General features: G+C 41.8%; 27 protein-coding genes and 1 pseudogene. 13 read left to right on the top strand and 15 right to left on the bottom strand.

Annotated features, from left to right (window positions below; all coding sequences use genetic code 11):
* Positions 1–23: 23 nt before the first annotated feature.
* Genes BM308_RS03630 through BM308_RS03645 form a run of 4 tightly spaced genes read right to left on the bottom strand, consistent with a single transcriptional unit; the run spans position 24 to position 3,331 of the window.
* Positions 24–710: a 2'-5' RNA ligase family protein gene (locus tag BM308_RS03630; RefSeq protein ID WP_074942945.1), complete on the bottom strand. Its 687-nt coding sequence runs from the start codon at positions 708–710 to the stop codon at positions 24–26.
* Between the two features lie 20 nt (positions 711–730).
* Positions 731–1,969 (bottom strand): helix-turn-helix domain-containing protein, encoded by a 1,239-nt coding sequence (locus BM308_RS03635; protein ID WP_074942947.1) that lies wholly within the window; start codon positions 1,967–1,969, stop codon positions 731–733.
* A gap of 13 nt (positions 1,970–1,982) precedes the next feature.
* Entirely contained in the window at positions 1,983–2,384 is a 402-nt protein-coding gene (gene rbsD / locus BM308_RS03640) for a D-ribose pyranase (RefSeq protein WP_074942948.1), read from the bottom strand.
* Between the two features lie 11 nt (positions 2,385–2,395).
* Entirely contained in the window at positions 2,396–3,331 is a 936-nt protein-coding gene (locus tag BM308_RS03645) for a ribokinase (protein WP_074942950.1), read from the bottom strand.
* A 390-nt stretch (positions 3,332–3,721) separates the two neighbouring features.
* Here BM308_RS03645 and ribB point away from each other — a divergent pair, with 390 nt between their 5' ends.
* From ribB to BM308_RS03660, 3 genes are all read left to right on the top strand, one after another.
* Complete coding sequence (gene ribB / locus BM308_RS03650) at positions 3,722–4,372, top strand: 3,4-dihydroxy-2-butanone-4-phosphate synthase (RefSeq protein ID WP_074942951.1); 651 nt, start codon at positions 3,722–3,724, stop codon at positions 4,370–4,372.
* Between the two features lie 60 nt (positions 4,373–4,432).
* Complete coding sequence (locus tag BM308_RS03655; protein ID WP_074942953.1) at positions 4,433–5,236, top strand: alpha/beta fold hydrolase; 804 nt, start codon at positions 4,433–4,435, stop codon at positions 5,234–5,236.
* Positions 5,237–5,324: 88 nt separating this feature from the next.
* Positions 5,325–5,867 (top strand): hypothetical protein, encoded by a 543-nt coding sequence (locus BM308_RS03660; protein ID WP_074942954.1) that lies wholly within the window; start codon positions 5,325–5,327, stop codon positions 5,865–5,867.
* Positions 5,868–6,063: 196 nt separating this feature from the next.
* On the opposite strand, the pseudogene greB reads toward BM308_RS03660, so the two are convergent.
* Together greB and pckA are read right to left on the bottom strand one after the other, a co-directional pair.
* Positions 6,064–6,537: pseudogene (gene greB / locus BM308_RS03665) on the bottom strand (transcription elongation factor GreB); the annotation flags it as partial.
* Positions 6,538–6,605: 68 nt separating this feature from the next.
* Entirely contained in the window at positions 6,606–8,213 is a 1,608-nt protein-coding gene (gene pckA / locus BM308_RS03670) for a phosphoenolpyruvate carboxykinase (ATP) (protein ID WP_074942957.1), read from the bottom strand.
* Between the two features lie 389 nt (positions 8,214–8,602).
* On the opposite strand from pckA, the gene BM308_RS03675 reads away from it, so the two are divergent.
* The gene (locus BM308_RS03675) at positions 8,603–9,196 is read left to right on the top strand and encodes a NifU family protein (protein WP_074942958.1); all 594 of its coding nucleotides are present in this window, start codon (positions 8,603–8,605) and stop codon (positions 9,194–9,196) included.
* 108 nt (positions 9,197–9,304) lie between these two features.
* On the opposite strand, the gene BM308_RS03680 is transcribed toward BM308_RS03675, so the two are convergent.
* Positions 9,305–9,976 (bottom strand): alpha-galactosidase, encoded by a 672-nt coding sequence (locus BM308_RS03680; protein WP_306705147.1) that lies wholly within the window; start codon positions 9,974–9,976, stop codon positions 9,305–9,307.
* A 56-nt stretch (positions 9,977–10,032) separates the two neighbouring features.
* On the opposite strand from BM308_RS03680, the gene BM308_RS03685 reads away from it, so the two are divergent.
* The 3 genes from BM308_RS03685 (at position 10,033) to BM308_RS03690 (ending at position 11,126) form a co-directional block, all read left to right on the top strand.
* Positions 10,033–10,587, top strand: a complete 555-nt coding sequence (locus BM308_RS03685) for a PTS sugar transporter subunit IIA (protein ID WP_074942961.1) — start codon at positions 10,033–10,035, stop codon at positions 10,585–10,587.
* A gap of 168 nt (positions 10,588–10,755) precedes the next feature.
* Positions 10,756–10,920, top strand: a complete 165-nt coding sequence (locus tag BM308_RS13315) for a hypothetical protein (RefSeq protein WP_177214410.1) — start codon at positions 10,756–10,758, stop codon at positions 10,918–10,920.
* A gap of 8 nt (positions 10,921–10,928) precedes the next feature.
* Positions 10,929–11,126, top strand: a complete 198-nt coding sequence (locus BM308_RS03690; RefSeq protein ID WP_074942963.1) for a hypothetical protein — start codon at positions 10,929–10,931, stop codon at positions 11,124–11,126.
* Between the two features lie 212 nt (positions 11,127–11,338).
* Here BM308_RS03690 and gpsA read toward each other — a convergent pair whose 3' ends face one another.
* From gpsA to BM308_RS03705, 3 genes are read right to left on the bottom strand one after another with little or no spacing between them, the layout of a single operon-like run.
* Positions 11,339–12,343, bottom strand: coding sequence for an NAD(P)H-dependent glycerol-3-phosphate dehydrogenase (gpsA, locus tag BM308_RS03695; protein WP_074942965.1), 1,005 nt, complete (start codon positions 12,341–12,343; stop codon positions 11,339–11,341).
* A gap of 6 nt (positions 12,344–12,349) precedes the next feature.
* A complete protein-coding gene (gene secB / locus BM308_RS03700) occupies positions 12,350–12,847 on the bottom strand; it encodes a protein-export chaperone SecB (protein ID WP_083425428.1) in 498 nt (165 codons plus the stop codon).
* Between the two features lie 24 nt (positions 12,848–12,871).
* A complete protein-coding gene (locus BM308_RS03705) occupies positions 12,872–13,336 on the bottom strand; it encodes a rhodanese-like domain-containing protein (RefSeq protein ID WP_083425429.1) in 465 nt (154 codons plus the stop codon).
* 365 nt (positions 13,337–13,701) lie between these two features.
* On the opposite strand from BM308_RS03705, the gene gpmM reads away from it, so the two are divergent.
* Positions 13,702–15,240: a 2,3-bisphosphoglycerate-independent phosphoglycerate mutase gene (gpmM, locus tag BM308_RS03710; protein WP_074942968.1), complete on the top strand. Its 1,539-nt coding sequence runs from the start codon at positions 13,702–13,704 to the stop codon at positions 15,238–15,240.
* Positions 15,241–15,313: 73 nt separating this feature from the next.
* Here the strand turns inward: gpmM and BM308_RS03715 are convergent, their stop codons facing one another.
* From BM308_RS03715 to rfaD, 3 genes are all read right to left on the bottom strand, one after another.
* Positions 15,314–16,423 carry a porin gene (locus tag BM308_RS03715; protein ID WP_074942969.1) on the bottom strand — a complete coding sequence of 370 codons (1,110 nt, stop codon included), beginning with the start codon at positions 16,421–16,423 and terminating at the stop codon, positions 15,314–15,316.
* Positions 16,424–16,558: 135 nt separating this feature from the next.
* Entirely contained in the window at positions 16,559–17,425 is an 867-nt protein-coding gene (locus BM308_RS03720; RefSeq protein WP_074942971.1) for a rhomboid family intramembrane serine protease, read from the bottom strand.
* Positions 17,407–18,369 (bottom strand): ADP-glyceromanno-heptose 6-epimerase, encoded by a 963-nt coding sequence (gene rfaD / locus BM308_RS03725; RefSeq protein WP_074942972.1) that lies wholly within the window; start codon positions 18,367–18,369, stop codon positions 17,407–17,409. Before rfaD ends, BM308_RS03720 begins: the two co-directional genes overlap by 19 nt.
* 284 nt (positions 18,370–18,653) lie before the next feature.
* Here rfaD and waaF point away from each other — a divergent pair, with 284 nt between their 5' ends.
* From waaF to BM308_RS03740, 3 genes are read left to right on the top strand one after another with little or no spacing between them, the layout of a single operon-like run.
* The gene (waaF, locus tag BM308_RS03730) at positions 18,654–19,700 is read left to right on the top strand and encodes a lipopolysaccharide heptosyltransferase II (RefSeq protein ID WP_074942974.1); all 1,047 of its coding nucleotides are present in this window, start codon (positions 18,654–18,656) and stop codon (positions 19,698–19,700) included.
* A 13-nt stretch (positions 19,701–19,713) separates the two neighbouring features.
* Positions 19,714–20,322: a hypothetical protein gene (locus BM308_RS03735; RefSeq protein WP_074942975.1), complete on the top strand. Its 609-nt coding sequence runs from the start codon at positions 19,714–19,716 to the stop codon at positions 20,320–20,322.
* Between the two features lie 53 nt (positions 20,323–20,375).
* Complete coding sequence (locus tag BM308_RS03740; RefSeq protein WP_074942977.1) at positions 20,376–21,659, top strand: 3-deoxy-D-manno-octulosonic acid transferase; 1,284 nt, start codon at positions 20,376–20,378, stop codon at positions 21,657–21,659.
* Here BM308_RS03740 and BM308_RS03745 read toward each other — a convergent pair.
* Together BM308_RS03745 and BM308_RS03750 are read right to left on the bottom strand one after the other, a co-directional pair.
* The gene (locus BM308_RS03745; RefSeq protein ID WP_074942978.1) at positions 21,656–22,198 is read right to left on the bottom strand and encodes an NAD(P)H-dependent oxidoreductase; all 543 of its coding nucleotides are present in this window, start codon (positions 22,196–22,198) and stop codon (positions 21,656–21,658) included. The genes BM308_RS03740 and BM308_RS03745 overlap by 4 nt on opposite strands.
* 54 nt (positions 22,199–22,252) lie before the next feature.
* Entirely contained in the window at positions 22,253–22,987 is a 735-nt protein-coding gene (locus tag BM308_RS03750) for a 3-deoxy-D-manno-octulosonic acid kinase (RefSeq protein WP_143098554.1), read from the bottom strand.
* 136 nt (positions 22,988–23,123) lie between these two features.
* Here BM308_RS03750 and BM308_RS03755 point away from each other — a divergent pair, with 136 nt between their 5' ends.
* A complete protein-coding gene (locus BM308_RS03755) occupies positions 23,124–24,179 on the top strand; it encodes a glycosyltransferase family 9 protein (RefSeq protein ID WP_083425431.1) in 1,056 nt (351 codons plus the stop codon).
* Positions 24,180–24,246: 67 nt separating this feature from the next.
* Positions 24,247–24,726, top strand: a complete 480-nt coding sequence (gene coaD, locus BM308_RS03760; protein WP_074942981.1) for a pantetheine-phosphate adenylyltransferase — start codon at positions 24,247–24,249, stop codon at positions 24,724–24,726.
* The last annotated feature ends 5 nt before the right edge of the window (positions 24,727–24,731 follow it).

Below are 24,731 nucleotides of genomic sequence, written 5' to 3' on the forward strand. Positions count from 1 at the left end.
AGTGTGATTGTATTCACTCATTTTTATTTCAAAGGGAGTTCTGCAATCACTGTTTTCTTAGCATCACACCAGCTGTGAAAGCAGATTTCAAGAGATCTGACAGTCATTGAGCCAAAGGAGACAGGCTCAGAGATTAAAGAGAGAAATTTCCCGGGATCTGAATATTTTGAGCACAGGCGAGCAATTGTTACATGAGAGGAGAAGGTTTCATATCTTTCATCAAGGACAAGAGAACTGTGTTTAAATTCTACTCGAAGACTCCTGCGCAGCTGCTCTAGCGCCTCATCATAATAGCCACAGATCATCACCGCATTATCACTGGCAGAGACACCTTCAAAGCTGATTTCAAAGGGTCTGATTTTTTCAGCACAGGTTCTGACTGCAGCAACATACTCGTCAATGTTCTGGGGAATTACTCTGCCTCTCTGCCCTTTCAGAACATCCAGCGCTGTAATATGGAAATCCTCCTGTGGATAGAAATACATCTGAGGCTCTATTTCCTTAAGTCTATCCTCAAAGGCGGCTATTCTTTCACTTACGTCTCTAGAGATTCTTATAAGAACAACCAGCGACATAATCTTGTCTTCAACGTAGTCAGTATAGTCAATTCGACCGTTTCCACCTTCAAGAATACAGGTCCGATTCTTCTCCAGAATCGAAGCATAGTGCTGTGACAGAAAACTGTGAGTGTATTTAAAGGACTGCTGCATAAGACTATTCTCCTTTATCTCTATATCAGAGAATCTCTTATGGCTTTTGAATTCTTGTAGGCTGCAGGCGTCATTCCAGTTTCCTTCAGGAAAACTCTTCCGAAGTGACTTTGCGAATTAAATGACAGAAGCATTGCGATTTCACCTAGTGATCTGTCTGTGGTACGCAGCAGCATCTGTGCTATTTCAATCTTTCTGCGGCGGATATAATCTCCGATGCTCATGTTCTTTTCCTGACGGAATAGCTTTGAGAGATAGCTAGAACTGATCTTGAGCTTATTACACATCGTCTGCAGATCAAACTTCTCATTTATATGGTGATCGATATACTGACAGGCTCTGTCCACCGACAGAGATGTGGTTTTGGCTTTTCTCTCCGACAGATACTTTGCTACCTTCTGGGTACATCTTAAGGCGCAGGCTTGGGCCAGAGCATTGGCATCCGACTCATACTTGCAGTCCTCCACCTCCATGATGAAACCATCAGAGATGGTATACATCTCCTCTACAGAAAGTCCGGCATCAATAGCCGCTCTGGTAGCAATGGTGATATCAACTATAGCAAGGTTCTTTGCTGAGCGCAGGGTATTTCTGGATAAGGTTCCTCGCATACTGGAATATATAGAATTAAGAGCCTGTTTTAAGCCCTCAACATTTCCGGTGGTAATTGCAGTCTTGATTGATTCTTCAAACTGCCCCGGATTATGGGTTCTGGAGTTCAGACTCTGTTCTGAGAAAATCCTAGCAAACTGCTTGTTGGTATTCTCGATAATATCTTCACTTAAAGCGGTATCCTTAATGAAATCGCTAAGATAGATAAACTCTCCGGTAATGGAGCTGTGAATTAAAAGCAGGATTGAGGCAAGCTTCTGAACGGTGCAGTAAAAAGGAACCACATTGATGGCGTTGTGTTTTAAGGCATAAAGCTTACAGAAATTCTGATCAATCTCCGCAATGGAAATCGGTCCTATAACCAGAATGAGATCATCTGTACAGGCTACACCACCGTAAATCACGGGCTTTTCATCAGAAATAATCGTCAGTCGGCTCTGTCTTATTCTCTGGACGACTCTGGTTCGAAAATCAAAATCGGTCTTAAAGACATTCCAGTCATCATGCTCATTATTATCGAATTTCTCGTAATAATGACAGTCGCTTTTAAAGATATGGGTAGGAACAGGAAGCAGCTGTTTTAGAAGGCTCAGACCATAAGAAAGAGGCAGTATATTTGCCCCTTTCCCGTTTTTTTGAATATCCATTGCTAAGGAAGACTTAGAATGAAACGTTGGACTCAAGAATTACGTTGCTGTAAGGCTTGCACTCACCGGTTCTGACTACAGCAACACTCTTCTGTGTTCCTGCCTTGAAAACCTCGTGAGGAACCTCTGCAACCTCAACGCCATTCTTTTTTGCCCAGGTTGCAATCTTCTCATAAAACTCAGGATTCTGAGTCTTAGACTCTGAGGCGATAGTTACCTTCTGGAACTTGGCTTCAGCATCAACCACGTTGAACACATCAAAGAAGCCTGGAACACTGTAGGTTACAGCAAGATCGATTCGCTGAACTCCTGGAGGAACAGGAAGTCCGCAGTCGCCAATGGTTAGAGTGTCATAATGACCAAGCTTGGAAATCACATATGACAGTTCAGAATTCAAGCATCCGATTTTTTTCACTTTTTATATCCTTAAAGTTTGTCTGTTAATACTTCCTGACCGGACTTCTTAATAAACTCCAGCACATCCTTTGCCTTTGGAATAGATGGGGTTGCGCCCTTTACCTGTACCGCAAGAGCTGAAGCGGCAGTTGCACATTTAATTGCCAGTGCACGGTTCATATCAGTTGCGATATTGGTAATGAGATAGCCTAAGAAGGTATCGCCTGCTGCGGTAGTATCCACGGCATTAACCTTGAAGGCTTTGCAGGATATAGGTTCAGCACCGACTTCTCTTAAGATAGAACCTCTTGAGCCTAAGGTCAGTACAAATGAAGTATTAGGGAATTTCTCACAGAGCTTTTCAAGCAGCACATATGGATCAGTGTCTTCAGGCATATCAGCCATAGCTGCGCCTTCAATCTCATTTACAATCAGGTAAGCACATTTTTCTAAAGGCAGCTTTAAGAGTTCTGTAGTGAAAGGAGAAACATTGAAGCAGACCTTCATGCCCTTTTCATAGGCTTTTTCAATCATATATCTGATATTGCTGGTCTCATTCTGCAGAACCAGGAAGTCACCCTTGTCAAACTTGGCTAGAGTACCGTCGATATCAGATTCAGTGATGGTCTGATTGGCGCCGCCGAAAAGAAGAATGCAGTTCTGACCGCTTGAATCCACCTGAATAATGGTGTGTCCTGAAGGACAGTCTCGCATTGCGATATTTGAGAAATCGATTTTATCTCCAGCAAGAACATCTGTCAGGATCTTTGAATCATCTCTGCCAACTGCGCCTGCGTGATATACATTGCCTCCGGCTCTGGCCAGAGCTACAGACTGATTTAAACCTTTTCCACCGGCAAAGATGCTTCTGTTGGTTGAAGATAAGGTTTCGCCTGCTTTAACAAAATGAGGCACATCATAGACATAATCTATGTTTAATGAGCCGTAATTTAAAATTTTTGCCATTTCTTTCCCCATGACTGTTTCTATTATTTTGAGGTTTATGCGTTGTCTATTATTCTAATGGCCGATGCTCATATCTACCACGTCAATAATAATATTATCCGCTTATAAAAGAAATAGTTGCAATCATCTGTTGTGAGTTCTAACACAAACAAAAAAAGAGAAATTTGTTCAAAATTCCGATTATCCTTCTCATTAATCAGAATTTCCTGCGATTATCAAGTATAATACGCAGTCAAAATAACTAATTAAATGTCAGATAAAACACAGTACCACTAGTGATTGTTTTCTAATTGCATTAGATACTGTTTAAATTTTTTACATTACCCGGTTTTAATTAGGACAGTAGGTATTATTCGATACTGTCGTTATGACTCATAAAATGAGGTAAAAATGAGCTTTAAGAACCTTTTGGAAAATTTCGGTGAAACCCCAATCGATCGTGTAGAGGCTGCTATCACAGCCTTAAAGCGTGGCCGTGGTATTCTGGTTGTAGATAACGAAGATAGAGAGAACGAAGGTGATCTTATCTACGCAGCAGAAACTGTAACCGATGCTCAGATGGCATTCATGATCCGTGAATGTTCAGGTATTGTCTGCGTTTGTATCGAGGAAGAGCAGGCAAAAAGAATGAATCTGCCAATGATGGTTAAGAACAATACCTCTGTATACGGTACCGCATTTACTATTTCAGTAGATGCTGCAAAGGGTGTTACCACCGGCGTTAGTGCTCCTGATCGCGTAAAGGCTATCAAGGCAGTTATCAATCCAGAAGGAAAGCCTGAGGATCTTGCAAGCCCTGGTCATATGTTCCCTCTTGTTGCCAAGAAAGGCGGTGTTCTAGAGCGTGACGGTCACACTGAGGCTTCTGTTGATCTGGCAAGACTGGCAGGTTTAGCTCCTGCAGGTATTCTCTGCGAGCTATGTGCTCCAGACGGACTGATGGCTAAGCTTCCACGCGTTACCCAGTTTGCACTTGAGCATGATTTAACCTGTCTTTCAATTGAAGATCTGATTGCATATCGCAAAGCTAAGAACGTTTAATCAAAGGCGGCGTCAACTTTAAAGTCTGACGCCCTTTTTGTATGTGGAGTGGTTATCATTATGAGAGCTACTGACAATCTCAAACTAGGGTGTACCTGCTTCGGAAATCCAGATGCGCAACCTCTTGTTATCACTCCAGGCTGGGCCACAGATCATAATTTTCTGATACCTTTCGCCGAATTATTCAAGGATTACTATCTAATCCTGGTGGACATGCCTGGCTACGGCAAATCAAAAGAACTCTCAAAATTCGCCACAGACCTGAGACATGGTGCCAACCTTCTTTTAAATACAGTTCCAGATAACTGCATTCTTCTATCCTGGTCATTGAGTACCCTTGCCGCCTCCAGAGCCTGTGCTACAGACCAGCATGGAAAAATAAAGAAATTCATAACCCTCTGCGGCACTCCAAGATTCCCTGCAGATCCCTACTGGCCAGGATTTGACTATAAATACGTTTTAAAGTGTCTTAACCTTTTTGATGAGGGTAAAAATCTTCGTAATATCAAACTGTTCTTTAAGCTGCAGACTCAGAGTCATCTGCTGAGCAAAGAACAGAGTGCTTTTCTTTTAGACAGCTTTGAGAAAATGGGAGATATTCAAACTTCTGTGCTCAAAGAAGGTCTTATGAACATGGCTCATACAGACTATAGAGAGGCAATGCTCTCAATTAAGATACCTTGTCTCCATATCTTTGGCGGAAAAGACCGTCTGGTTAAGCCAGAACTTTCCAAAAAGCTGAATATTCCTCCTTTCCATCAGTGCTGTGTTCTTGAGAATTCTGCTCATACCCCATTCCTAAGTGAGCCGGATTTACTTAAGAAAGTTGTTACTTCTTTTATCGAAAAAAAACTAATTATCTGAATAAGTTAAATTTTTTCTTCTAAACTTTTTGTTAAAAAATACCGATAACATATGTAAGCGGGAGATCTAATTATTTTTTGGAAGAAAAATGGACGTAGCAACTAGTACCATCTCAAATCTAGGAATAGCAAATATTCCTCATGCGGCTCAGGAAGCCCGCAGAGATAGTATTGCCCGCGATACCATTCCTCAAATCAATCACATCTCCAAAGGCCTTAATACTCAGGCCAATGCCCAGGGTAATGCCCAGCTTGCTCCTGCCAATTCCAATCTATATATCCAGGCCGATACTATTATCAAAAGCGGTCAGGAAAAGAAGGGCATCAGCCGTAAACAGAGCAAGGGAAAAGTTCAGAAGGAAGAGCAGACTAATACTTCAGCTGTATCTGAAAAGACAGCAGCCTCTGTCTCAACCCTGTCTGGTAACAGCTTAGGAGAGAAGATTTCTGATCCTGCTGCTATAAAGGCAGCTTTAGGAGGAATATTCGGTGCAACCGGAGCTACCTATTCTCAGGAAGCCGATAGTAAGCGCGAGAAAGGAGAAGGCTTCTCCTCAAAGGTAATTGCTGAAACCTACAACAATATCGCACCGGACTTCTCTAAAGGTCAGCAGCTGGATGTCGAAGGTTAGCTTTTTGAAGGATTAAAGGAAATGGTGGTTCGATTTAAGCGAACCACTTTTTTTGAGATTAATGGACCAGAGTCTTAAGATATTCCTGCTCGATTTTCTTCTGATCTTCCTCTGAAATCTCTTCAATCTGAACATCTTCATTGTCATCTGAAGAAAGAGAATTCTCAACAATCGGCATCTCTTCAAACCAGTCAGGCTTGGTATAGGAAATCTTATTTACAAACCAGGTCTTTTTACCCAGAGGAGTCTGAACAACAGCCTCGTCATCCACACTCTTTCCAAGGAGAGCTCTTGCCATTGGAGCGTCAACTGAAATACAGTTGGAGCGTCCGAAGATTTCATCTGAGCCTACAATATGGATCTGCATCAGGTTATCACCTTCCTCAGATTCGATTTCAACGTAAGCACCAAAGAAAACACGACCTTCCTGCTGCTTGTTGTACTCAATAACCTGTAGATCATTCAGACAGTGACGCAGATAGCGGATTCTTCTGTCTATCTGACCTAGAAGTCTCTTGTTGTAATGATAGTCAGCATTCTCAGAGCGGTCACCAAGACTTGCAGCCCAGCTTACCTTCTGAGTGATTTCAGGACGTTTAACTTCCCAAAGATAATCTAATTCCTTGTGAAGCTGTTCAAAACCTTCTCTAGTTATAAATGGCTTGCCCATATTGAACCTCAAAAAAAAGACCCGGCGCATTTACCGGGTCGTCTTTCAGTTTAATACCAAAAGTCAGATTATAGCTGTGGACCAGCCTTTACTAACTCTGGGTTTAACTTAGCAAACTTGCCGAAGTTCTTGATGAAACGCTCAGCTAAGTCCTTAGCCTTAACATCCCAGTCAGCAGCATTTGCATAGGTGTCACGTGGATCTAAGATCTTAGGATCAACACCAGGTAAAGCTGTTGGAACCTTGAATGAGAACATTGGGATGGTCTTGGTCTCAGCCTTATCGATTGAACCGTCTAGGATTGCATCGATAATACCACGGGTATCCTTAATTGAGATACGCTTGCCGGTACCATTCCAGCCAGTATTTACTAAGTAAGCCTTAGCGCCTGACTTCTTCATACGCTCAACAAGAACTTCTGCGTACTTGGTTGGAGGTAATGATAGGAATGCAGCACCGAAGCATGATGAGAAGGTTGGGGTTGGCTCAGTAATACCACGCTCGGTACCTGCTAACTTAGCAGTGAAGCCTGATAGGAAGTAGTACTGGGTCTGGCCTTCGTCAAGGATTGATACTGGAGGTAATACACCGAATGCGTCAGCTGATAAGAAGATTACGCGCTTAGCAGCAGGGCCCTTTGAAATTGGCTTAACGATGTTGGTGATGTGGTTGATTGGGTAAGAAACACGAGTGTTCTCGGTTACTGACTTGTCAGCGAAGTCAATCTTACCGTTAGCATCAACAGTTACGTTCTCTAATAGAGCGTTACGCTTGATTGCGTTCCAGATGTCTGGCTCATTTTCCTTAGATAGGTTGATAACCTTAGCATAGCAACCACCTTCGAAGTTGAATACGCCATCATCATCCCAACCGTGCTCGTCGTCACCGATTAGAAGACGCTTTGGATCGGTTGAAAGGGTGGTCTTACCAGTGCCTGATAGACCGAAGAAAATAGCGGTATTTTCGTGGTTCATGTCAGTGTTTGCTGAGCAGTGCATTGCAGCAATACCCTTTAGAGGTAGGTAGTAGTTCATCATTGAGAACATACCCTTCTTCATCTCACCACCGTACCAGGTGTTAAGAATTAACTGCATACGCTCTGTTAGGTTGAATACAACAGCAGTCTCTGAATTTAGACCTAGCTCCTTGTAGTTCTCAACCTTAGCCTTTGAAGCGTTTAGAACAACGAAGTCTGGCTTGAAGTTCTTTAACTCTTCAGCAGTTGGACGGATGAACATATTGGTTACGAAGTGAGCCTGCCATGCAACCTCAACAACGAAACGGATTGCCATACGGGTGTTAGCGTTAGCACCGCAGAAACCGTCAACAACGTATAGTTTCTTGTTTGATAACTCTTTACCAGCTAAGTCCTTTAAAACTTTCCATGACTCAGTTGATAGTGGCTTGTTGTCGTTCTTGAACTCATCAGTGGTCCACCAGAAGTTAGCCTCTGATGATGCATCCTTAACGATGAACTTGTCCTTTGGTGAACGACCAGTGTAAACGCCAGTCATAACGTTAACAGCGTTTAACTCTGTATCCTGACCCTTATCAAAACCAGTTAAACCAGCTTTGGTTTCTTCAGCATATAGGGTTTCGTATGAAGGGTTGTGTACGATTTCGGTAGCAGAACTGATACCGTATTTAGCTAAATTAAGCTCGTCGAATAAGCTCATTTTTTTCTCCAAGTGTTATCTGAGAATAACTCAGGTTTTTGATAGGTTACAAATACGATTTTAGCAGTAAAAAGAAAACTTGTGCATATTTTTTATTAATTATTCGATCATTAATTATCATTTTTGAAAAAAATTTTAAAATTCAATACTGAAAAACATTGTCATAACCTATTTCTATGTTAAATTGTATAATGCACGGGTTCGCTGATTCCATGTGGCATAAATGCCCTTCTGTCATTAGCTGAACCTTCCACGCCACAAGGTGGTTGCGCTTCTTTATAAAGGTTAATAAAGAAGAAAAAAGACTTTGTATTAATACAAATACAGCATTGCGCCAATTGATCACTTTTGGCAATTTCTTTAGCTTAGATTTTTATTTATAGGTTTTTATGAGCAAAATCAGCGTTAGTGAGAAAGCACAGGAATACTTCCTGAATATTATCAGCAAACAGAAAATGGAAGGCCTTGCTATTCGTCTTACTGCAACTAATGTAGGAACCCCTGGTGTTCAGTGCGGAATTCTGTACTGTCCAAAAGAGTACATCACATCAAATGATGAACACTTCCAGATGAAGGGTTTTGAAATTGTTATCGACAGTTCAGTTTCAGAATACCTTGATGGTTCTGTTATTGATTTAACCAAGAACGAGGAAGATGGCGAAGATCTATTGACCTTCCATGCTCCTAACTTAAACAAGCAGGATCTGCCTCCTGATGCAACCCTGTTTGACAGATTAAAGAGATTCATCGATGTTACCGTAAGCCCATCACTGGCATCTCACGGCGGTGCAGTTTCATTAGTTGATGTTACTGAAGACGGTGTGGTTAAGGTTAAATTCACCGGTGGCTGTCTAGGCTGTTCAATGGTTGGAATTACCTTAAAGGAAGGCATTCAGACACAGCTGAATCAGGCATTCCCAGGTCAGATCAAGGATGTTGTTGATGTAACCGAGCATGAGGTTACCGACCAGACCTACGGTTAACAGAAAAAGAAGGTTCCAGCCATCCCCAAACGACCGGGACCTCAATCCAATCATCAAGTAAAGCAGCTAACATAGCTGCTTTATTTGTTTTTTGAATCGCTATCTAGTTTACACTTCCTTAAGAACATACAGGTGAGCAGCAAAGTCACTGTCGCACTTGTCCATAATCAGACCTCTGTTCTCAAGATACTCTGCACTGAAAACCTGTCCGCTCATCTCATGCTTTACAGACAGTACAGAAGGGCACTCGTGGACTACGCACTGATATTTTGCCCCCTTCTTTAAGCCCTTGAAACGGATCCTGGTTAGAGGCATTCCGTTCTGCACCAGATTTCTGAAATACATCAGAATCACCTCACTCTGATCTTTACTTACAAAGGACCATGATGTTTCATTTCTGTCGCCTTCAAAAGGAGAAATCAGACGGATAAAGTCACCAGTCTGCAGAGTTTCACGGTACTTTTTATAGATTCCGATCTGATACTTAACCTCTTCCTGCTCCTGTGGACTTAACTTACCTAAATCCATCTCGTAGCCAAAATTACCTGACATGGCACAGGTAAAGCGGGTCAGCATTGAGGTTATTCTGTTCAGCTGATGATTTGGAACAGCAGATACATGTGCTCCCATGGTTACAGGAGGATACATGTAGGAGGTACCATACTGAATTCTCTGTCTTGCAACCGCATCGGTATTATCGGAAGTCCATACCTGAGGCATGTAGCAGAGCATACCCATATCAAATCTGCGGCCACCGCCAAAACAGCTTTCAAAAAGGATATTTTCAAATCTTTAGGTGATTCTCTGGACAATATCGTACAAGCCTAAAACATAACGTGCTGAACGGTGCTTTCTACAAGAACATGCTGTCAGCTCTGGAAGTATCTCGTTCAGAGGCTTTAGAGAAGAAGGCTCACAACCTGAAGGTTCGCTATGCTATCGACGAGGATGCTGTTTCAATTAAGATTCATGCAACCAACAAGACCGAGGCTATCAACATGCTGGTAGACAGCTTAAAGGATAATCCAAACATCGAATATCTTGAGGCTTTCAGAAAGGCAGTATTTGCCAGCGAAGCAGAATCCTCAACCGGTATTGCTGACGGTATCGCTCTACCACACGCAAAATCAAGCGTAGTTAAGAAGTCTGTAATTGCGGTTGCTACCTTAGATACTCCAATTGACTTCGAGTCACAGGATGGTAAGGCTGTTGATACCCTGTTCATGATAGCATCTCCAGAGGATGCTGATGCTCACCTATCTGTAATCGGTAAGCTTGGCTTAATCCTGAACGAGGCAGCAAATGTCCGTGCAATCAAGGAAGTAACCAATACCTTAGATCTTGTTGATTTAATCGGTAAAGCAGAAAAGAATGCTATTGCAGCCGGTTAATATATAAACTTTGTCCAATCTCTGAAGAGAATTCCTGACCTCGATTTCCATATCGAGGTCTTTTTTTTCACTCTAAGTAAAATCTAATCTATATCACGTATTCTTTTGTGGTCTTTTAAACACGATAAATAAGAGTTTTATTGGATAATAAAGATAGGAGATTTTTTTGTGAGCTCAATCATATCTTTACCTTTAATCTATTTTGTATTAGGATCTGCATCCAACGCTCTGTTCCTGTTTGGTCTTACCAACGAGAACTCACGCAACAACATGTTTAAACTTATTTTTGCAGTGATAGGAATAGCCTTTTATATCTGGGCTATAAAAAACTAGGAAACTTAATGACAAAATATAACGTTGTTAAAATTCAGAGAGGAGAAATCATGTATCTGGGCAATGGTGAAAACTGGATGACCTCACCTGCAGATGCAAAAGAATTCTGTGAAGAAACAGCACAGAAAATCGCTCTAAACTACAACCGTCATTTCTGCGATTTAGGCGGTGAACACTATAACTACATCAGAGTTAGAGCCTCTTAATCCTTCTCGTCGTGAAGCTATTACACAATAGCTCACGATAGTACCCCCCCACTTCATTCAAACAAATCTATTCCTGATATTCAAAGAGATAACAGAATTCCTTTCTGAACACATGTGTACCGAAGATCGATTGGTAATTTCTAAAAGACTAATTAAGAGAAAAAAAAGAAAAGAAAGGCAATGTGAATAATGCCTCTGGGTCGAGGCATTTGTTATTCTGATTTAAGAGAACGGCCCAATAGTGACATAGCAGCATCCAGACCAGACTTACCGTTGTATATGATTTCATATACCTCATGGCAGATAGGCATCTGAACACCAGTCTTTTCACATAGATTGCGAACAACCTTACTCATGGTATAGCCTTCGACAACCTGACCGATCTTATCTAGGGCATCCTGACAGCTTAGTCCCTGCCCCAAGAAGAAACCGAATCTTCTGTTTCTGGACTGATTATCTGTACAGGTTAAAATCAGATCGCCCAAACCAGACAATCCCATAAAAGATTTCTCGGTTGCACCAAAGGCAAGACCTAGTCTTGTCATTTCAGCAAGACCTCTTGAAATCAGAGCGGTTCTGGCATTAGCGCCAAAGCCTAGTCCATCGGACAGACCTGCTCCAATAGCAATAACATTCTTGATGGCACCGCCAAGCTGCATTCCCAGAAGATCAGAATTCTCATAAATTCTGAAGGTCTTGGTATGCATCAGCTCAATAAAATCTTTTATAAAATCACTGTTGGTTCCGGCAACTGCAATTGCGGTAGGAAGACCTTTTGCAAGCTCAACCGCAAAGGTTGGGCCTGAAAGAGCAGCCATTGGGACATCAGATCCAAGCACATCGGTTGCAACCTCGCTTAAGAGCTTGCCTGTATTCAGATCCATACCCTTTGTAGCCCAGGCAATTCTATGATCCGAAGTCAGATACTGTTTTATCTGAGTCAGCACATCAGCAAAGGTATGAGATGGAACAACCACCAGAATATCTCTGCAGCTGGACATTACCTCCTCTAGAGAAGAGGTAACAGTAAGAGTTTCTTCAAATCGGATGCCAGGAAGATATTTGGCGTTTTCTCTTGAGGTCTGAAGAAGTTTTGCAGTCTCAGGCTTTCTGCACCACAGCATCACAGGAAGCCCCTTTGATGCTGTAGACTGGGCCAGTGCGGTTCCGTAGGAACCTGCACCTATAACACCTAAGACACTATTAAAAATGCCCATAGTTAATTAAGCTTGTGGAGCCTGTTCTGATTCAGCACCGTTTGCTACGTCTGATTTGGCAGCAGCTTCCTGCTGACGTGCACGGTACATAGCCTCAAAGTTAATTGGACGTAAAGTTAGTGGTGGGAAGGTTGCCTTGTTAACAAGAGTTGAAATATGCTCACGGGCATATGGGAACAGGATGTTAGGAGCAACACCGCTTAACAGATAATCCAGAGTAGCCTCATCAACATTCTTGATTAGGAATAAACCGGCCTGGTGAACCTCACAGATAAAGGCAACTTCCTCACCTAGCTTACAGGTGGCAGTTACTCTTAAATCAACCTCATAGGTCTCATCGTTCAGCTTCAATGGCTTAGCCTCAAAATCAATCTTGATCTCTGGCTTCCACTCCTTAGAGAAGATCTGTGGAATATTTGGAGTCTCTAAAGAGCAGTCCTTTGAATATAGACGCAGAATATCAAAAGCTGGCTGATTCTGCTGTGAAGTAGCGTTATCTGACATTTTTATTTCCTTATGAATTAGTTATTAGTTTTTAGTTGATAATGGAAGGTTGTCCATTGCCCACTGAGCAATACCACCTTCTAAAGAATAAACCTTGGTATATCCCTGCTTCTTTAATGAAACAGCTGCATTGAAGCAGTCTGAGTCCATCTTGTCCTTTCCAACAAGAACAACAGGTCTATCTTTGTAGCTTTCAATACGGTTTAATTTACCCTGTTTGATGTCAACAAGTACAATATTAACAGCACCTGCGATATGACCTTTAGCAAACAGACTTGCAGGTCTTACATCAACATAAACACCGTTCTCATGATTAATCATTGCGGTTGCAACATTTGAGCCTAACTTCTGAATACGTGCAAGCATGATGCGAACCTGGGTATAGATTAATCCTGCCAGAACAGCGATAAATACAAAAACCATCAAGGTGTGACGCTCGGCGAAAGCTAAAAGTTCCTGAAAATCAACAGATGAGAAAAAATCTCCCACAACAACACCTCTTTTTTGTTTAATTAAAAAATTTAATTCATGATTTTATCATATTTAAAGCGACGCAAAAAACATCTTAATCACATTTAGAACCGCTGTTAATGCGGTCGTTCAGTCTTTTAAACACATTATGTTTTGTGAATAACGCTTCAGGCTATTTTGCATCATATTAATAACTATACATAACATCTTAATTTTTAAGTATTTTCTTAGCTTTTTGCGCTTAATTTTCAATTAATGAGAATATTTCCACAAAAGACGTTAAAAATTCACGAAAACAAGCTAAAATAGCATAAGTTTTATAACCTGTCGTGTTCGGCTGTTATCTGCAGAACATGATTATTTTTAATAAAGAGAAGTAAAGTATGGCAAACAAGAAACCACTTGCCCTGATTATCATGGATGGTTGGGGAGATAATCCAGTTAAAGAGTTTAACGCAGTTGAAGCAGGTAAGACTCCAGTTCTAGACAGCCTGGTTGCTAACTATGCAAATACTGACATTCAGGCTTCAGGTATCGATGTAGGTCTGCCTGACGGTCAGATGGGTAACTCAGAAGTTGGTCATACCAACATCGGTGCAGGCCGTATCGTTTATCAGGAATTAACCAGAATCGGTAAGGCTATTGCTGATGGTGATTTTTTTGAGAACAAGACTTTATGTGAAGCTGTTGATGCAGCAGCAAAGGCGGACAAAGCTGTTCACATCATGGGTCTGATGTCACCAGGTGGTGTTCACTCTCACCAGGACCACATTGTTGCAATGATCAAGCTTGCAGCAAAGCGTGGCGCTAAGAAGATCTACTTCCACGCATTCACTGACGGACGTGACGTTGCTCCACGTTCAGCTTTAGAGTACGTAAAGGTTATCGAAAACACATTCAAGGAAGTTGGTGTAGGTAAGGTTGCAACTATTGTTGGCCGTTACTATGCAATGGATAGAGATAACCGCTGGGATCGTGTACAGCAGGCTTATGATCTGCTGACCCAGGGCAAGAGCGAGTTCGGTGCCTTTGATTCAGCAGAAGCTGCAATCCAGGCTGCTTACGACCGTGATGAGAACGATGAGTTCATCAAGGCATCTGTAATCGGTGACAAGGCTCCTCTAACCGACGGCGACTCACTGATTTTCATGAACTTCCGTGCAGACCGCGCTCGTCAGATTACCCGTTCATTTGTTAACGCTGACTTCGACGGCTTCAAGCGTGAAGTTACTCCAAAACTGGCAAGCTTCGTAATGCTGACCCAGTACGCTGCAGACATCAAGACTTCATGTGCATTCCCACCAGCAGATTTAACCAACACCCTAGGTGAGTGGCTATCTAAGAAGGGTATGACTCAGCTACGTATTTCTGAGACTGAGAAGTATGCTCATGTAACCTTCTTCTTCAACGGTGGTGTTGAGACTGTATTCCCAGGTGAAGACAGAATTCTGATCCAGAGTCCTAAGGTTGCAACCTATGATCTGCAGCCCGAGATGAGCTCAAAGGAACTTACCGACAAGCTGTGTGAGGCTATTGAGTCAGGCAAGTACGACATGATCATCTGTAACTACCCTAACGGTGATATGGTTGGTCACACTGGTGTATTTGAAGCCGCAGTTAAGGCTGTTGAGGCTGTTGACAGCTGCATCGGTCGTGTTATCGAGTCATTAAAGAAGGTTGACGGTGAGTGCTTAATCACTGCTGACCACGGTAACTGTGAGAGAATGAAGGATCTTGAGAAGAACATTCCTTACACTGCTCACACCAATCTGCCAGTTCCATTCATTTACTACGGCAGAAAGGCTACCATGCGTAAGGACGGCAGACTGTCAGACATCGCTCCTACCATGCTGTACCTGAAGGGAATGGAGATTCCTGCAGAGATGACCGGTAAGTCAATCGTAAAATTAGAAGAAGAATAATCTCAGATTATTCGGATGAGAATGGGGCATTTTGCCCCATTTTTTTTAATAACAGATTAGCTAAAACTATCCGTTAGAAGGTATAGCGAGCTCCAATGGAAAAAACACTCCTGTCTACCCTCTTTGTGTATTTCTTTGCTCCAAAGTCTTTCTTATGATCAGAACCTGCATTGAAGCCAGCCTCAGACCAGATACTAAAGTTAGGATTCAGCTTGTACTTTAATAGCAGAGGTATTCTCTTAATCCTATGAGTTTCTGAACGATCTTCTTCAAACCATGCAGCTTCGTATCCTGTTAAGATAGAAATACCACTGTCAAAGGCATAACCTCCAGATATCTCAAAGCCTTTAATCTCCAGCCAGTCATTAGCCTTAAAGTTAACCTTGCAGTAATCATATAAAGCTGCAGCATAAAAGCCTGAACTTATATTTCCCCAGGAAATACCGGCAGCAGCGTGTTTAAAGTTTATAAAAGCTCTGTTTTTGATATCCCGCCCGGTCTGTCCTTTGATATAGCTGTAACCGGTTCGCACAGATAGCGGACCAAACCAGACATCATCAAAAGTATAACCAAGGGCAGAACTGAAGCCAGAGTCTATATCCCAGCTGTCTTTATACTTACTGCCAAGATTATTAAACTTGTTCTTGAGGAGAGCTACGCGATCCTGTGCTGTCTGTAAGCCTAACTGACCATGAAAACCGTAATTCTCGTAGGTATACATAAACTGTCCAGGACGACGGGAATGATCAAAATGCCCCTGTAATGTACCGGCAGCCTGTTCATAATTATCAGTTACACTTTCCGCATAATATGAGGCATCGCGGAATTTACCGGCAGTCAGTACACCGTAGCTGTTAAAGTCCACACCAACATACTGTTCACGGGCTTTAGCACCATTACCTTCACCGGTACTGTTCATATCCCACTGGGCATAGGCAAGTGCAGAGGCCCATTTGTTTATTCTGACTTTTCCCCTTAAACCGAAACGGGCTGAATTATGTATGGAGGAGTCATGATCACCGGCCAGATTGTAATTATTACTATAGAAAACCGACTGTATACGACCGTTAATACCCAGAGAGGTTCCATTTTTGTTATAGACAGTGGCAGCCTCTGCAGATAAGCCGGCAGAACCTAAAGCCATAAATAAGATTGAGTATTTTAAAGCTGTCTTTGGGCTCATAATCTGCTTTACCGACGTAAAAAGGACAAACCTAACGGTTAAACCAAATATAGTAGGCAGATTAGGTTCTGTAAAGGAAGAAACAGCACAAAATGGCTTTCCTTACAGCATAGGAAAACCATTAAGACAGATACGTTAGAAAAGCTTCTTCTTTTTTAGATCGTAGAAGCCCCAGAGAATACCAATCACAACACCGCCTAAATGACACAGATTGGCAATTCCGCTGAACAGGAATCCCAGAAGAATGAAGATAATACTTACAGTCAGAAGACCTCTTGGGATAATGAAGGACTCTGGGAGATCTTCACGTTTGGAAAGAACACCGCAGTAACCGATAATTCCGTATACCACGCCGGACAGACCGCCAAAATATCCATAGCTGTCAGTCATAAAACAGTACTGAAGGACATTTGACAGGAGGGCAATACTGATTATCAGAGAGAACAGTTTGCTCTTGCCGAAGGTTTTCTCGATTGGTCTGCCTAATGCCTCAAACATCACCAGATTAAAGGCAATATGCATAAATCCGAAATGTACAAAGGCAGGTGTCAGAAGACGGTAGTAATCAGTAACTGAACTGAAAACATCCTGTCTGGATAAAGCAAAGGTCTGAATTACCCAGTCCTCGTTAAACAGAGATATAGCATACAGGGCAATACAGATAAGCTCCACAATGGTAGTCAGGGAAGTAATGTCAAAGGACATTGGCAGATACAGAGAGGATTTAATCTCCTTAACGTTTCGTACAGTCTTACCCTGCTCCCATGAAGCTTTGGTAAATGAACTGTCAAAAGGAGAGCCTGCAAATCTCAGAACTTCTCTTTTAGCCCTGGCCATATCAAGTTCGTTGGTTACGAACACACCATAATGCCCAGAGTAGCTTTCCTTGATTTTAGCCTTGATACCAATGGAATTTAAATGGTCTACGAAACCTAAGGCCTTCTCCCTTGGAAGAAGGCAGACTTCATAGGTAAAATCGTCAACTATTTCGAATTCAGCCATTTCAGGTACTCAGCTACACCCTGGGCAACAGTCTTGAACTCGATATCACAGCCTGCATTACGCAGCTTGGTCAGATCGGCCTGAGTAAAGCACTGATAGTGTCCCTTCAGATGTTCTGGGAATGGAATGAACTCAACCTCACCGTGACCATGGTGCTTGATAACAGCCTTGGCAATATTCAGGAATGGTTCAGCACGACCGGTACCGCAGTTATAGATTCCTGATGGACCTTTGTGCTCATAGAACCACAGGTTAACCTCAGCAACGTCACCAACATAAACGAAGTCACGCAGCTGACCGCCGTTCTCATAACCGTCAATACCTTCAAACAGCTTTGGATTCTCACCTGCCAGCATCTGATTGTTCAGATGGAAGGCTACTGATGCCATTGAACCCTTGTGACTCTCACGAGGACCATATACATTGAAATAACGCAGACCAACAACCTGAGAATTAATCTTTGGCAGTCTTGCTCTTACGTATTCATCAAACAGGAACTTAGAATAGCCGTAAACATTCAGCGGACCTTCATTGCTTCTGTCTTCTACAAATACATTGCCGTCACCGTAGGTTGATGCAGATGAAGCAAAGAAGAAAGGAATTCTATGAGCAGTAGCAAACTCGAAAAGATTTACAGTGTACTCATAGTTGTTCTTCATGATGTACTTGCCGTTCCACTCAGTGGTAGCAGAGCAGGCACCCTCATGGAAGATAGCCTGAATATTCTTGCATCCGTATTTGGAATCAAATGCCTTCTCATCTAATACCAGCTTCATGAAGTCTTCTTTATCCATGTAGTCGGCAATATCCAGATCGGTAAGGTTCATAAACTTATGGCCGTTGGTTAAATTATCAACAACCAAAATATCCTTAATACCACGATCATTTAAATGTTTAACGATATTTGAGCCAATAAAGCCACATCCACCAGTTACGATAATCATAATAATTCCTTAAAACTTAATAGATACGAACATTATAAAGCATCAAAGATAGAAAACACATTGCAAAGCACAATTAATCAGTACAAACAATGGACATATGCACTGAAAAATCATGATTTAAAAGACAAACATAGGCTACAATAGTAGGAGGAGAGAACAAATACTCCTCAATAAAAGAACAATTTTAGCTTTCACCCTTGCTGTTTGATAAGGTGAAAGACACCACCAGTTATAGGATATATTGCTTAAGAAACATATTGTTAAGCAATAGGCAAAATAGAGATATGACTTTAAATACCCACAAAAAATACCTGATAATCTCACCTTCATGGCTTGGCGATCTGATTATGTCTCAGAGCCTTTATAAAGTTTTAAAAGAGCAGGATCCTGAATGTATCATTGATATCTATGCTCCTGCCTATACCATGCCTATACTGGACAGAATGCCGGAGCTGTCAGGAAAATTCATCAATCCGTTTGAACACGGCGCCTTCAATCTCAAACAGAGATATGCTGAGGGCAAAAAGTTCCGTGACAGTCATTACGACTCAGTTTTCATTCTGCCTAACTCTTTAAAGTCAGCATTTGTCGGTTTCTTTGCAAAGATTCCTGACAGACGTGGCTTTAAGGGAGAGTCAAGATATATTCTTATCAACAATATGCGTACCAACAAGCAGGATTTTCCTCTGATGGTTCAGCGTTATGTTGCCCTTGCCTTTGACAGAAATGAAGTTAAGACTGCTCAGGATTTACCTAAGTTTTCCTATCCTAAGCTTGAAACCAGACCACTTGATGAAAAAAGAGCCGCCGAGCTTGGACTGGATTTTTCAAAGAAGAATCTGATTTTAGGCTGCGGAGCTAATTACGGCCCATCAAAACTCTGGCCTGTTGAATATTTTGCTGAAATATCAATGTGGTGGATAAAAAAAGGCGGCAGAGTAATCGGCATCGGATCTAAAAAGGATATTCCGACTGTTGCCAAAATCTACGAGCATTTATCTGAAGACACCAAGCCTTTCTTCACAGACATAGCAGGCAAGACCAACCTGACCGAGGCTCTGGATATTGTGGGCAGCTCCACTGCAGCTGTATGTAATGATTCAGGTCTGATGCACACAGTTGCAGCAGCAGATGTTCCTCAGGTCTGTATCTTCGGTTCAACTTCCACCAACTACACGCCTCCTCTGTCAGACAAGGCTGTTTGTGTGGAATCGGATGAACCATGTCATCCATGCTTTAAGAGAACCTGTAAATTTGAAACCTATGCCTGTCTGAAGAAACTTACACCTCAGATGGTAATAGAGAAACTTGAACAGCTTCTGTCTTTCTAGGAAGGCTGTCTTTATGGTTAAAGAATACATAGATTTTATCAATAATCACTATGCCAGACTCGTTTATGAGATCAACAGAGAAGTTGACGATCGATTAGAGGAGCTTCGTAATGGATTTATCAAGGAAATCTATAATTATCTTACTCCTGATATGCCAGTCCATTATGAGGAAGATCATACCTACGATCCGCCTTATGACTGTTCAGGTGAGCTTGTAGAGGCAGGAAAGATCTCTGCGGATATAACCGTAAATGAATTTCTTGAAGAAGAATACAACGGAGATAAACATGCCTCCTACTGCAGTGGCTGTGGCTTTTTTCACGATACATACAGTGATTCGCTTCAGAGTTTCACTCTTGAATATGGAGTTGGTCTCATGCATAGGAAAATACGTGAAATTCTGGATAAGGAATTAAAGGTAGAATTATCGGACGAAGAATTCGAAGAAATCTATAGAGAAATGGGCTGTTTCGATGAAATCTACGTCGGCACAAAGATTTATGATTTTTTCTGCCCTGAAATCGTTGCTCAAATGTGTGGCATAGATAAATTAAAGCTCTCTGAAGTCATTCAGTTAACAGAAAAGTCAGATGATTTCATCATCGTCGAGGAAGTTATCTGAGAGCATAAAGCCAAAGAATAATAATTAGTTAACCTTTATTTAATTTGAGTGTTATGAAATTATCATCACGTTTTGCCCTTTACCTGTATAAGTTTGTCACTCTGCTTATTGCCCCTCTTGGTGCGGCATTTCTTGCATACAAGAAACGTCGTGATCCTCCCTATGGCAGAAGAATTTTTGAACTGCTAGGCTATTACAGAGAAACCGAGATAAGCTGTATCTGGTTTCACGGAGCATCAGTTGGCGAAATCAACGCGCTAAAGCCATTCATCGTTGAGTTCAGAAGAAATCATCCAAACGACAGAATTGTTATTACCACTATGACTACTACAGGTGCAAAGTCAGCCTCCTCACTTGAGAACGTGCTGGTCAAATTTTCACCGCTGGACAGTCCCCTTGCCGTTTCCCGTTTCTTTAAACATTTTAACCCTGAGGCCCTGATCATCATTGATACTGAACTGTGGCCAAACATGCTGGATATAGCAGCAAAAAGAAAATGTCCGGTGATGATCATCAATGCCAGAATGCAGGAGAAGAACTGTCAGAAGTACCTCAAGCACAAGAATCTGGTACAGGATCTGATTGGCTCCAAGCTCTCCAAGGTTATGTGCATCTCCTATGCTGACAAGGACCGTTTTGAGAAGATCGGAGTCCCTGCCAGGAATACCGTGGTAACAGGAAACATCAAATATGATCTCAAACCAAGAGAAAGGATGTTTGAGGATTCCAAGAAGATCAGACGTAAGATTCTAAGTGAGAATGTATTCGGAGCCATCAGTATTCATGATGGCGAAGAGGAAGCTGTGGTTAATGCCTACATCGAGGCCAGAAAGACTATTCCAGATCTGAAGATGGTGTTTGTTCCAAGGCATCAGACTGTTACAGATAGTGTCTGCAGCTATCTGAATGATAAAGGCATCTCCTTTGCGCTTAAGAGTGAACTGAAGAGTATTACCCTGTTCAATGCTGATGTTATGGTTGGTGATACCATGGGCGAGATTGAAACCTATTTCGGTCTGTGTGATCTCATCTTTATGGGAGGAAGTCTTGTAGATATAGGCGGACATAATCCTTTAGAGCCAGCCTATTTCAGTCTGCCACTACTTACAGGACCTATCTACAGAAACTTTGAGGAGCAGTTTGAAAAGCTGCTTGATACAGGTGGATGCTTTGTTGCCGAAGATGAACATAAGCTTGCGCTTTACATCATCAAACTGCTTTCAGACAGGAACCTTCTGCAGAACACAGGTGTAATGGCACTGGACGTTCAGCAGCAGGGCAAAGGCGCATTAAACAGAACTATTGAACAGCTTGATCTGATGCTGTTCAAGAATTAAGAGGCAATTGATTTAAGCCACTCGATATAATCTCTGGCTCTCTGACCAATCACATCGGCGGTTACAATTTCAGTATCATTGATTCCGTAGGTAATGAAGCTGCCGATGTAATCTACACGACACATTTCAAAAGCATGCAGAATGTTGGCAAGATAGTCTTCAACCTTACGGTGATGTCTGCCGGAGGTTGTATAGGCAGCCTCTTCACTTCCGCAGGAAATGCAAAGACCAATCTTCTTTTTCTCAAGGTGGTAGGCTTCTTTGAAGGCCCAGTTTGAGGTTAAAACCTTATCAAACCATTCCTTCATCTTTGGTGGGCAGTTAAACCAGTAGAATGGGAACTGAAGAACAACAGTTCCATTATTCTCAAGCACACAGTGCTCTTTTGAGGCATCAATAAATCCGGTTGGATAAACACTCTGAAGATTATGGATCAGAATCTCGTCAGGATATTTTCGCATCTCATCGACAAATCTGCGGTTAACATTTGACTGGCTAAAGTTTGGATGATCTACGATAACAACTGTTTTCTTGTCCATAAAATGCCCCATATTCGAAAAAAAGAATATACAGCACTATATTACTTTACAAGTTTAATTTTTTAGAGCTTCCTGTTTTAAAAGTTCAAAGTCGCTCTCATTAAAATTAACTTTTTTATCTGAATTTCTTTGCATTTCCTTTCTGAAGGAGCGCAGAAGACGGCTAATCATTTCCTCCTTATTTGACTCTGTAAGAGGTTCAAGGAAACACTTGTCAAAGTCAATGACACAGACCTTCTTGTCAGCATCTATCAGGATATTACGGATGTTCAGATCGGTATGCAGAATATTGTTATCAAAGAAAAGTTTAATAGTCTTACCGATTGAGATGAATTCCTCTGAGCTCAGATGTCTTTGTGCAATCACATAGGATAAATCTGTATACCCGTTCAGTCTTTCAATCACTATATCCTGAACAATCCCGATACCGTTGCTTATCTCTCTGGCAATAACAGGCTTTGGAACAGGAAGCTTCAGTTCAAGCATTCTGTTTAAAAGAGAAAATTCGTCATAGGCACGGTGAGAATGAGGTTCAAAGCAGAAGAAAGAATCTGAGACCAATTTGCCGAACAGACCTCCACGTTTGTAATGTCTTAATACCAGATCACGACCGTCTTTTTTGAATAAAAGAGTCTGTCCGCGTCCGCCCCTTGAGCTAACACCTTCAGATTGCTCAATTGCATCTCGATCAAAAAAGCCCTCATAGAAAGAAAGCTCCTGATCTGAAGGTAGACTTTCATTCAGAAAGAATTTTGTCTTTCCAAACTGTATGACTCTAATATTTTCCATAGACTTTAAACCAGAAATACCAATAGAACGAATCTCAAGATACTGTTTTCTTTGCAAGAATACAACTTTAGTTGTGTTTTCGCCATATATGCCATAGAGAAAATGATGTTACAATGGGGCAAAAGTGAGGATCAGCGTGACACATTCAGATAACAGTTCAGTTTGTATTCTAAGACTCACCGCTCTAGGTGACTGCATTAATGCTTTTGGCATTGCCAATGCCATTCATGAGGATTATCCGGAAGTTAAACTTAAATGGATAATCGACTCAAGATTTTCATCTCTTTTCATAAGCGACGGGGAACCTATTGTTCCTATGGCTCCTGTTGAAATAAAAAAACAGGGACTTCTAAAATCAGTCCTATCACTTCGAAAAGGGCTAAAGGACGAAAAGTATGATGTTCTCATGAATATGCAGACCTCTATCAAGGCCTCACTGCTTTCAACTTCAGTCAGAGCGAAGCTGAAATTCGGTTACGATGATGAGAGAAGCCGTGAAGGACAGAGTCTCTTTGTAAACCGCAGAATCGATAAACCTCAAACTCCTCATGTAATGTCAGGTTTCATCTCCTTTGCAAGATCAGCAGGCTTTGAAGGGATAGAACCTAAATGGAACTATCATCTGACAGCAAAGGAAATAGAAAGCGCTAAAGAGCTTATTCCTCAGGATAAGAAAATCCTGGTTATAGCACCTGCATCAGCGAAGGCTGAGAAGAACTGGACTGCTGAAGGCTATACAGAAATAGGGCAGTATGCCGCAGAAAAAGGCTTTCATGTAGTAATTGTAGGAGGCAAGGGCAGTCTTGAAACAGAGCTTTGCTCAAAGATTGCAGATAAGCTTAAAGATAACTGTACCAATCTGTGCGGCAAGACCTCATTAAGATTGCTGGCTGCTGTTATCTCACTGGCATCTGTAGTTATATCACCAGACAGCGCCAGCATGCATCTGGCATCCTCACTGAATATACCAGTTATAGGACTCTTTGCGATTCATAATCCAGACAGAGTCGGAGCCTGGAACTTCAGAAAATATGAAGTCAGCGTCTATGCACAGATGGCTGCTGCTGAACTTAACGGTAAGGAAGCAGGCTGGAGATACCGTGTCAAAAACACTGATGCTATGAAAGCCATAGACTGCAGCAAAGTAAAAGAAGTTTTTGACAGGATCTGTAAAGACTATTCTTTAAACTGAGAACAATAAATTTAACATAATATTAATGAATGGGGCAGGGACTACTGCCTAAACAAAGGATTTAGCTATGAGTAATTTGGCTGTTTTACCTGGTACCTTTGATCCGTTAACCAAAGGTCATCTTGATATCATAAGACGCGCATCCGCCTTATTTGACAAGGTAATAGTTGCGGTAGCCAACAGTCCATCAAAACATACCTTTCTGACTCTTGAGGAAAGGATCTGCTCTACCAAGGATGCCTTAGCTGAATTTAAAAACGTTGAAGTCGAGGGCTTTAAAGGCTTACTTATTGATTATCTGAAGGAAAAGCAGTGCAACGTGCTTGTTAGAGGCCTTAGAAATGCCACTGACTACGATTACGAGGCTCAGCTTACCGGAATGTACCGAGCTTTTGTTCCAAAGCTGGAGATAGTCTTTCTGCAGACAGCACCTGAGTTTTCCTTTATCTCCTCAACTTTGGTAAGAGAAATATTTATTCATGGCGGGGATATCAGCAAGCTGGTCCCAGAACCAGTCTTTAACCTGATTATTTCTCAAAAGAAATAGACGCA

The organism is Succinivibrio dextrinosolvens (assembly GCF_900116345.1).
Taxonomy (GTDB): Bacteria; Pseudomonadota; Gammaproteobacteria; order Enterobacterales; family Succinivibrionaceae; genus Succinivibrio; species Succinivibrio dextrinosolvens_B.

Bases quoted from the DNA above. Each gene is read 5' to 3' on its own strand.
- secB (WP_083425428.1), bottom strand. From the start codon at position 12,847: ATGTCAGATAACGCTACTTCACAGCAGAATCAGCCAGCTTTTGATATT.
- BM308_RS03720 (WP_074942971.1), bottom strand. From the start codon at position 17,425: ATGGCTGAATTCGAAATAGTTGACGATTTTACCTATGAAGTCTGCCTT.
- ribB (WP_074942951.1), top strand. From the start codon at position 3,722: ATGAGCTTTAAGAACCTTTTGGAAAATTTCGGTGAAACCCCAATCGAT.
- gpsA (WP_074942965.1), bottom strand. From the start codon at position 12,343: ATGGGCATTTTTAATAGTGTCTTAGGTGTTATAGGTGCAGGTTCCTAC.
- BM308_RS03735 (WP_074942975.1), top strand. From the start codon at position 19,714: ATGGTTAAAGAATACATAGATTTTATCAATAATCACTATGCCAGACTC.
- waaF (WP_074942974.1), top strand. From the start codon at position 18,654: ATGACTTTAAATACCCACAAAAAATACCTGATAATCTCACCTTCATGG.
- BM308_RS03630 (WP_074942945.1), bottom strand. From the start codon at position 710: ATGCAGCAGTCCTTTAAATACACTCACAGTTTTCTGTCACAGCACTAT.
- BM308_RS03690 (WP_074942963.1), top strand. From the start codon at position 10,929: ATGACAAAATATAACGTTGTTAAAATTCAGAGAGGAGAAATCATGTAT.
- rfaD (WP_074942972.1), bottom strand. From the start codon at position 18,369: ATGATTATCGTAACTGGTGGATGTGGCTTTATTGGCTCAAATATCGTT.
- BM308_RS03645 (WP_074942950.1), bottom strand. From the start codon at position 3,331: ATGGCAAAAATTTTAAATTACGGCTCATTAAACATAGATTATGTCTAT.
- BM308_RS03660 (WP_074942954.1), top strand. From the start codon at position 5,325: ATGGACGTAGCAACTAGTACCATCTCAAATCTAGGAATAGCAAATATT.
- BM308_RS03675 (WP_074942958.1), top strand. From the start codon at position 8,603: ATGAGCAAAATCAGCGTTAGTGAGAAAGCACAGGAATACTTCCTGAAT.
- BM308_RS03740 (WP_074942977.1), top strand. From the start codon at position 20,376: ATGAAATTATCATCACGTTTTGCCCTTTACCTGTATAAGTTTGTCACT.
- BM308_RS03635 (WP_074942947.1), bottom strand. From the start codon at position 1,969: ATGGATATTCAAAAAAACGGGAAAGGGGCAAATATACTGCCTCTTTCT.
- BM308_RS03750 (WP_143098554.1), bottom strand. From the start codon at position 22,987: ATGGAAAATATTAGAGTCATACAGTTTGGAAAGACAAAATTCTTTCTG.
- gpmM (WP_074942968.1), top strand. From the start codon at position 13,702: ATGGCAAACAAGAAACCACTTGCCCTGATTATCATGGATGGTTGGGGA.
- BM308_RS03655 (WP_074942953.1), top strand. From the start codon at position 4,433: ATGAGAGCTACTGACAATCTCAAACTAGGGTGTACCTGCTTCGGAAAT.
- BM308_RS03715 (WP_074942969.1), bottom strand. From the start codon at position 16,423: ATGAGCCCAAAGACAGCTTTAAAATACTCAATCTTATTTATGGCTTTA.
- BM308_RS03745 (WP_074942978.1), bottom strand. From the start codon at position 22,198: ATGGACAAGAAAACAGTTGTTATCGTAGATCATCCAAACTTTAGCCAG.
- coaD (WP_074942981.1), top strand. From the start codon at position 24,247: ATGAGTAATTTGGCTGTTTTACCTGGTACCTTTGATCCGTTAACCAAA.
- pckA (WP_074942957.1), bottom strand. From the start codon at position 8,213: ATGAGCTTATTCGACGAGCTTAATTTAGCTAAATACGGTATCAGTTCT.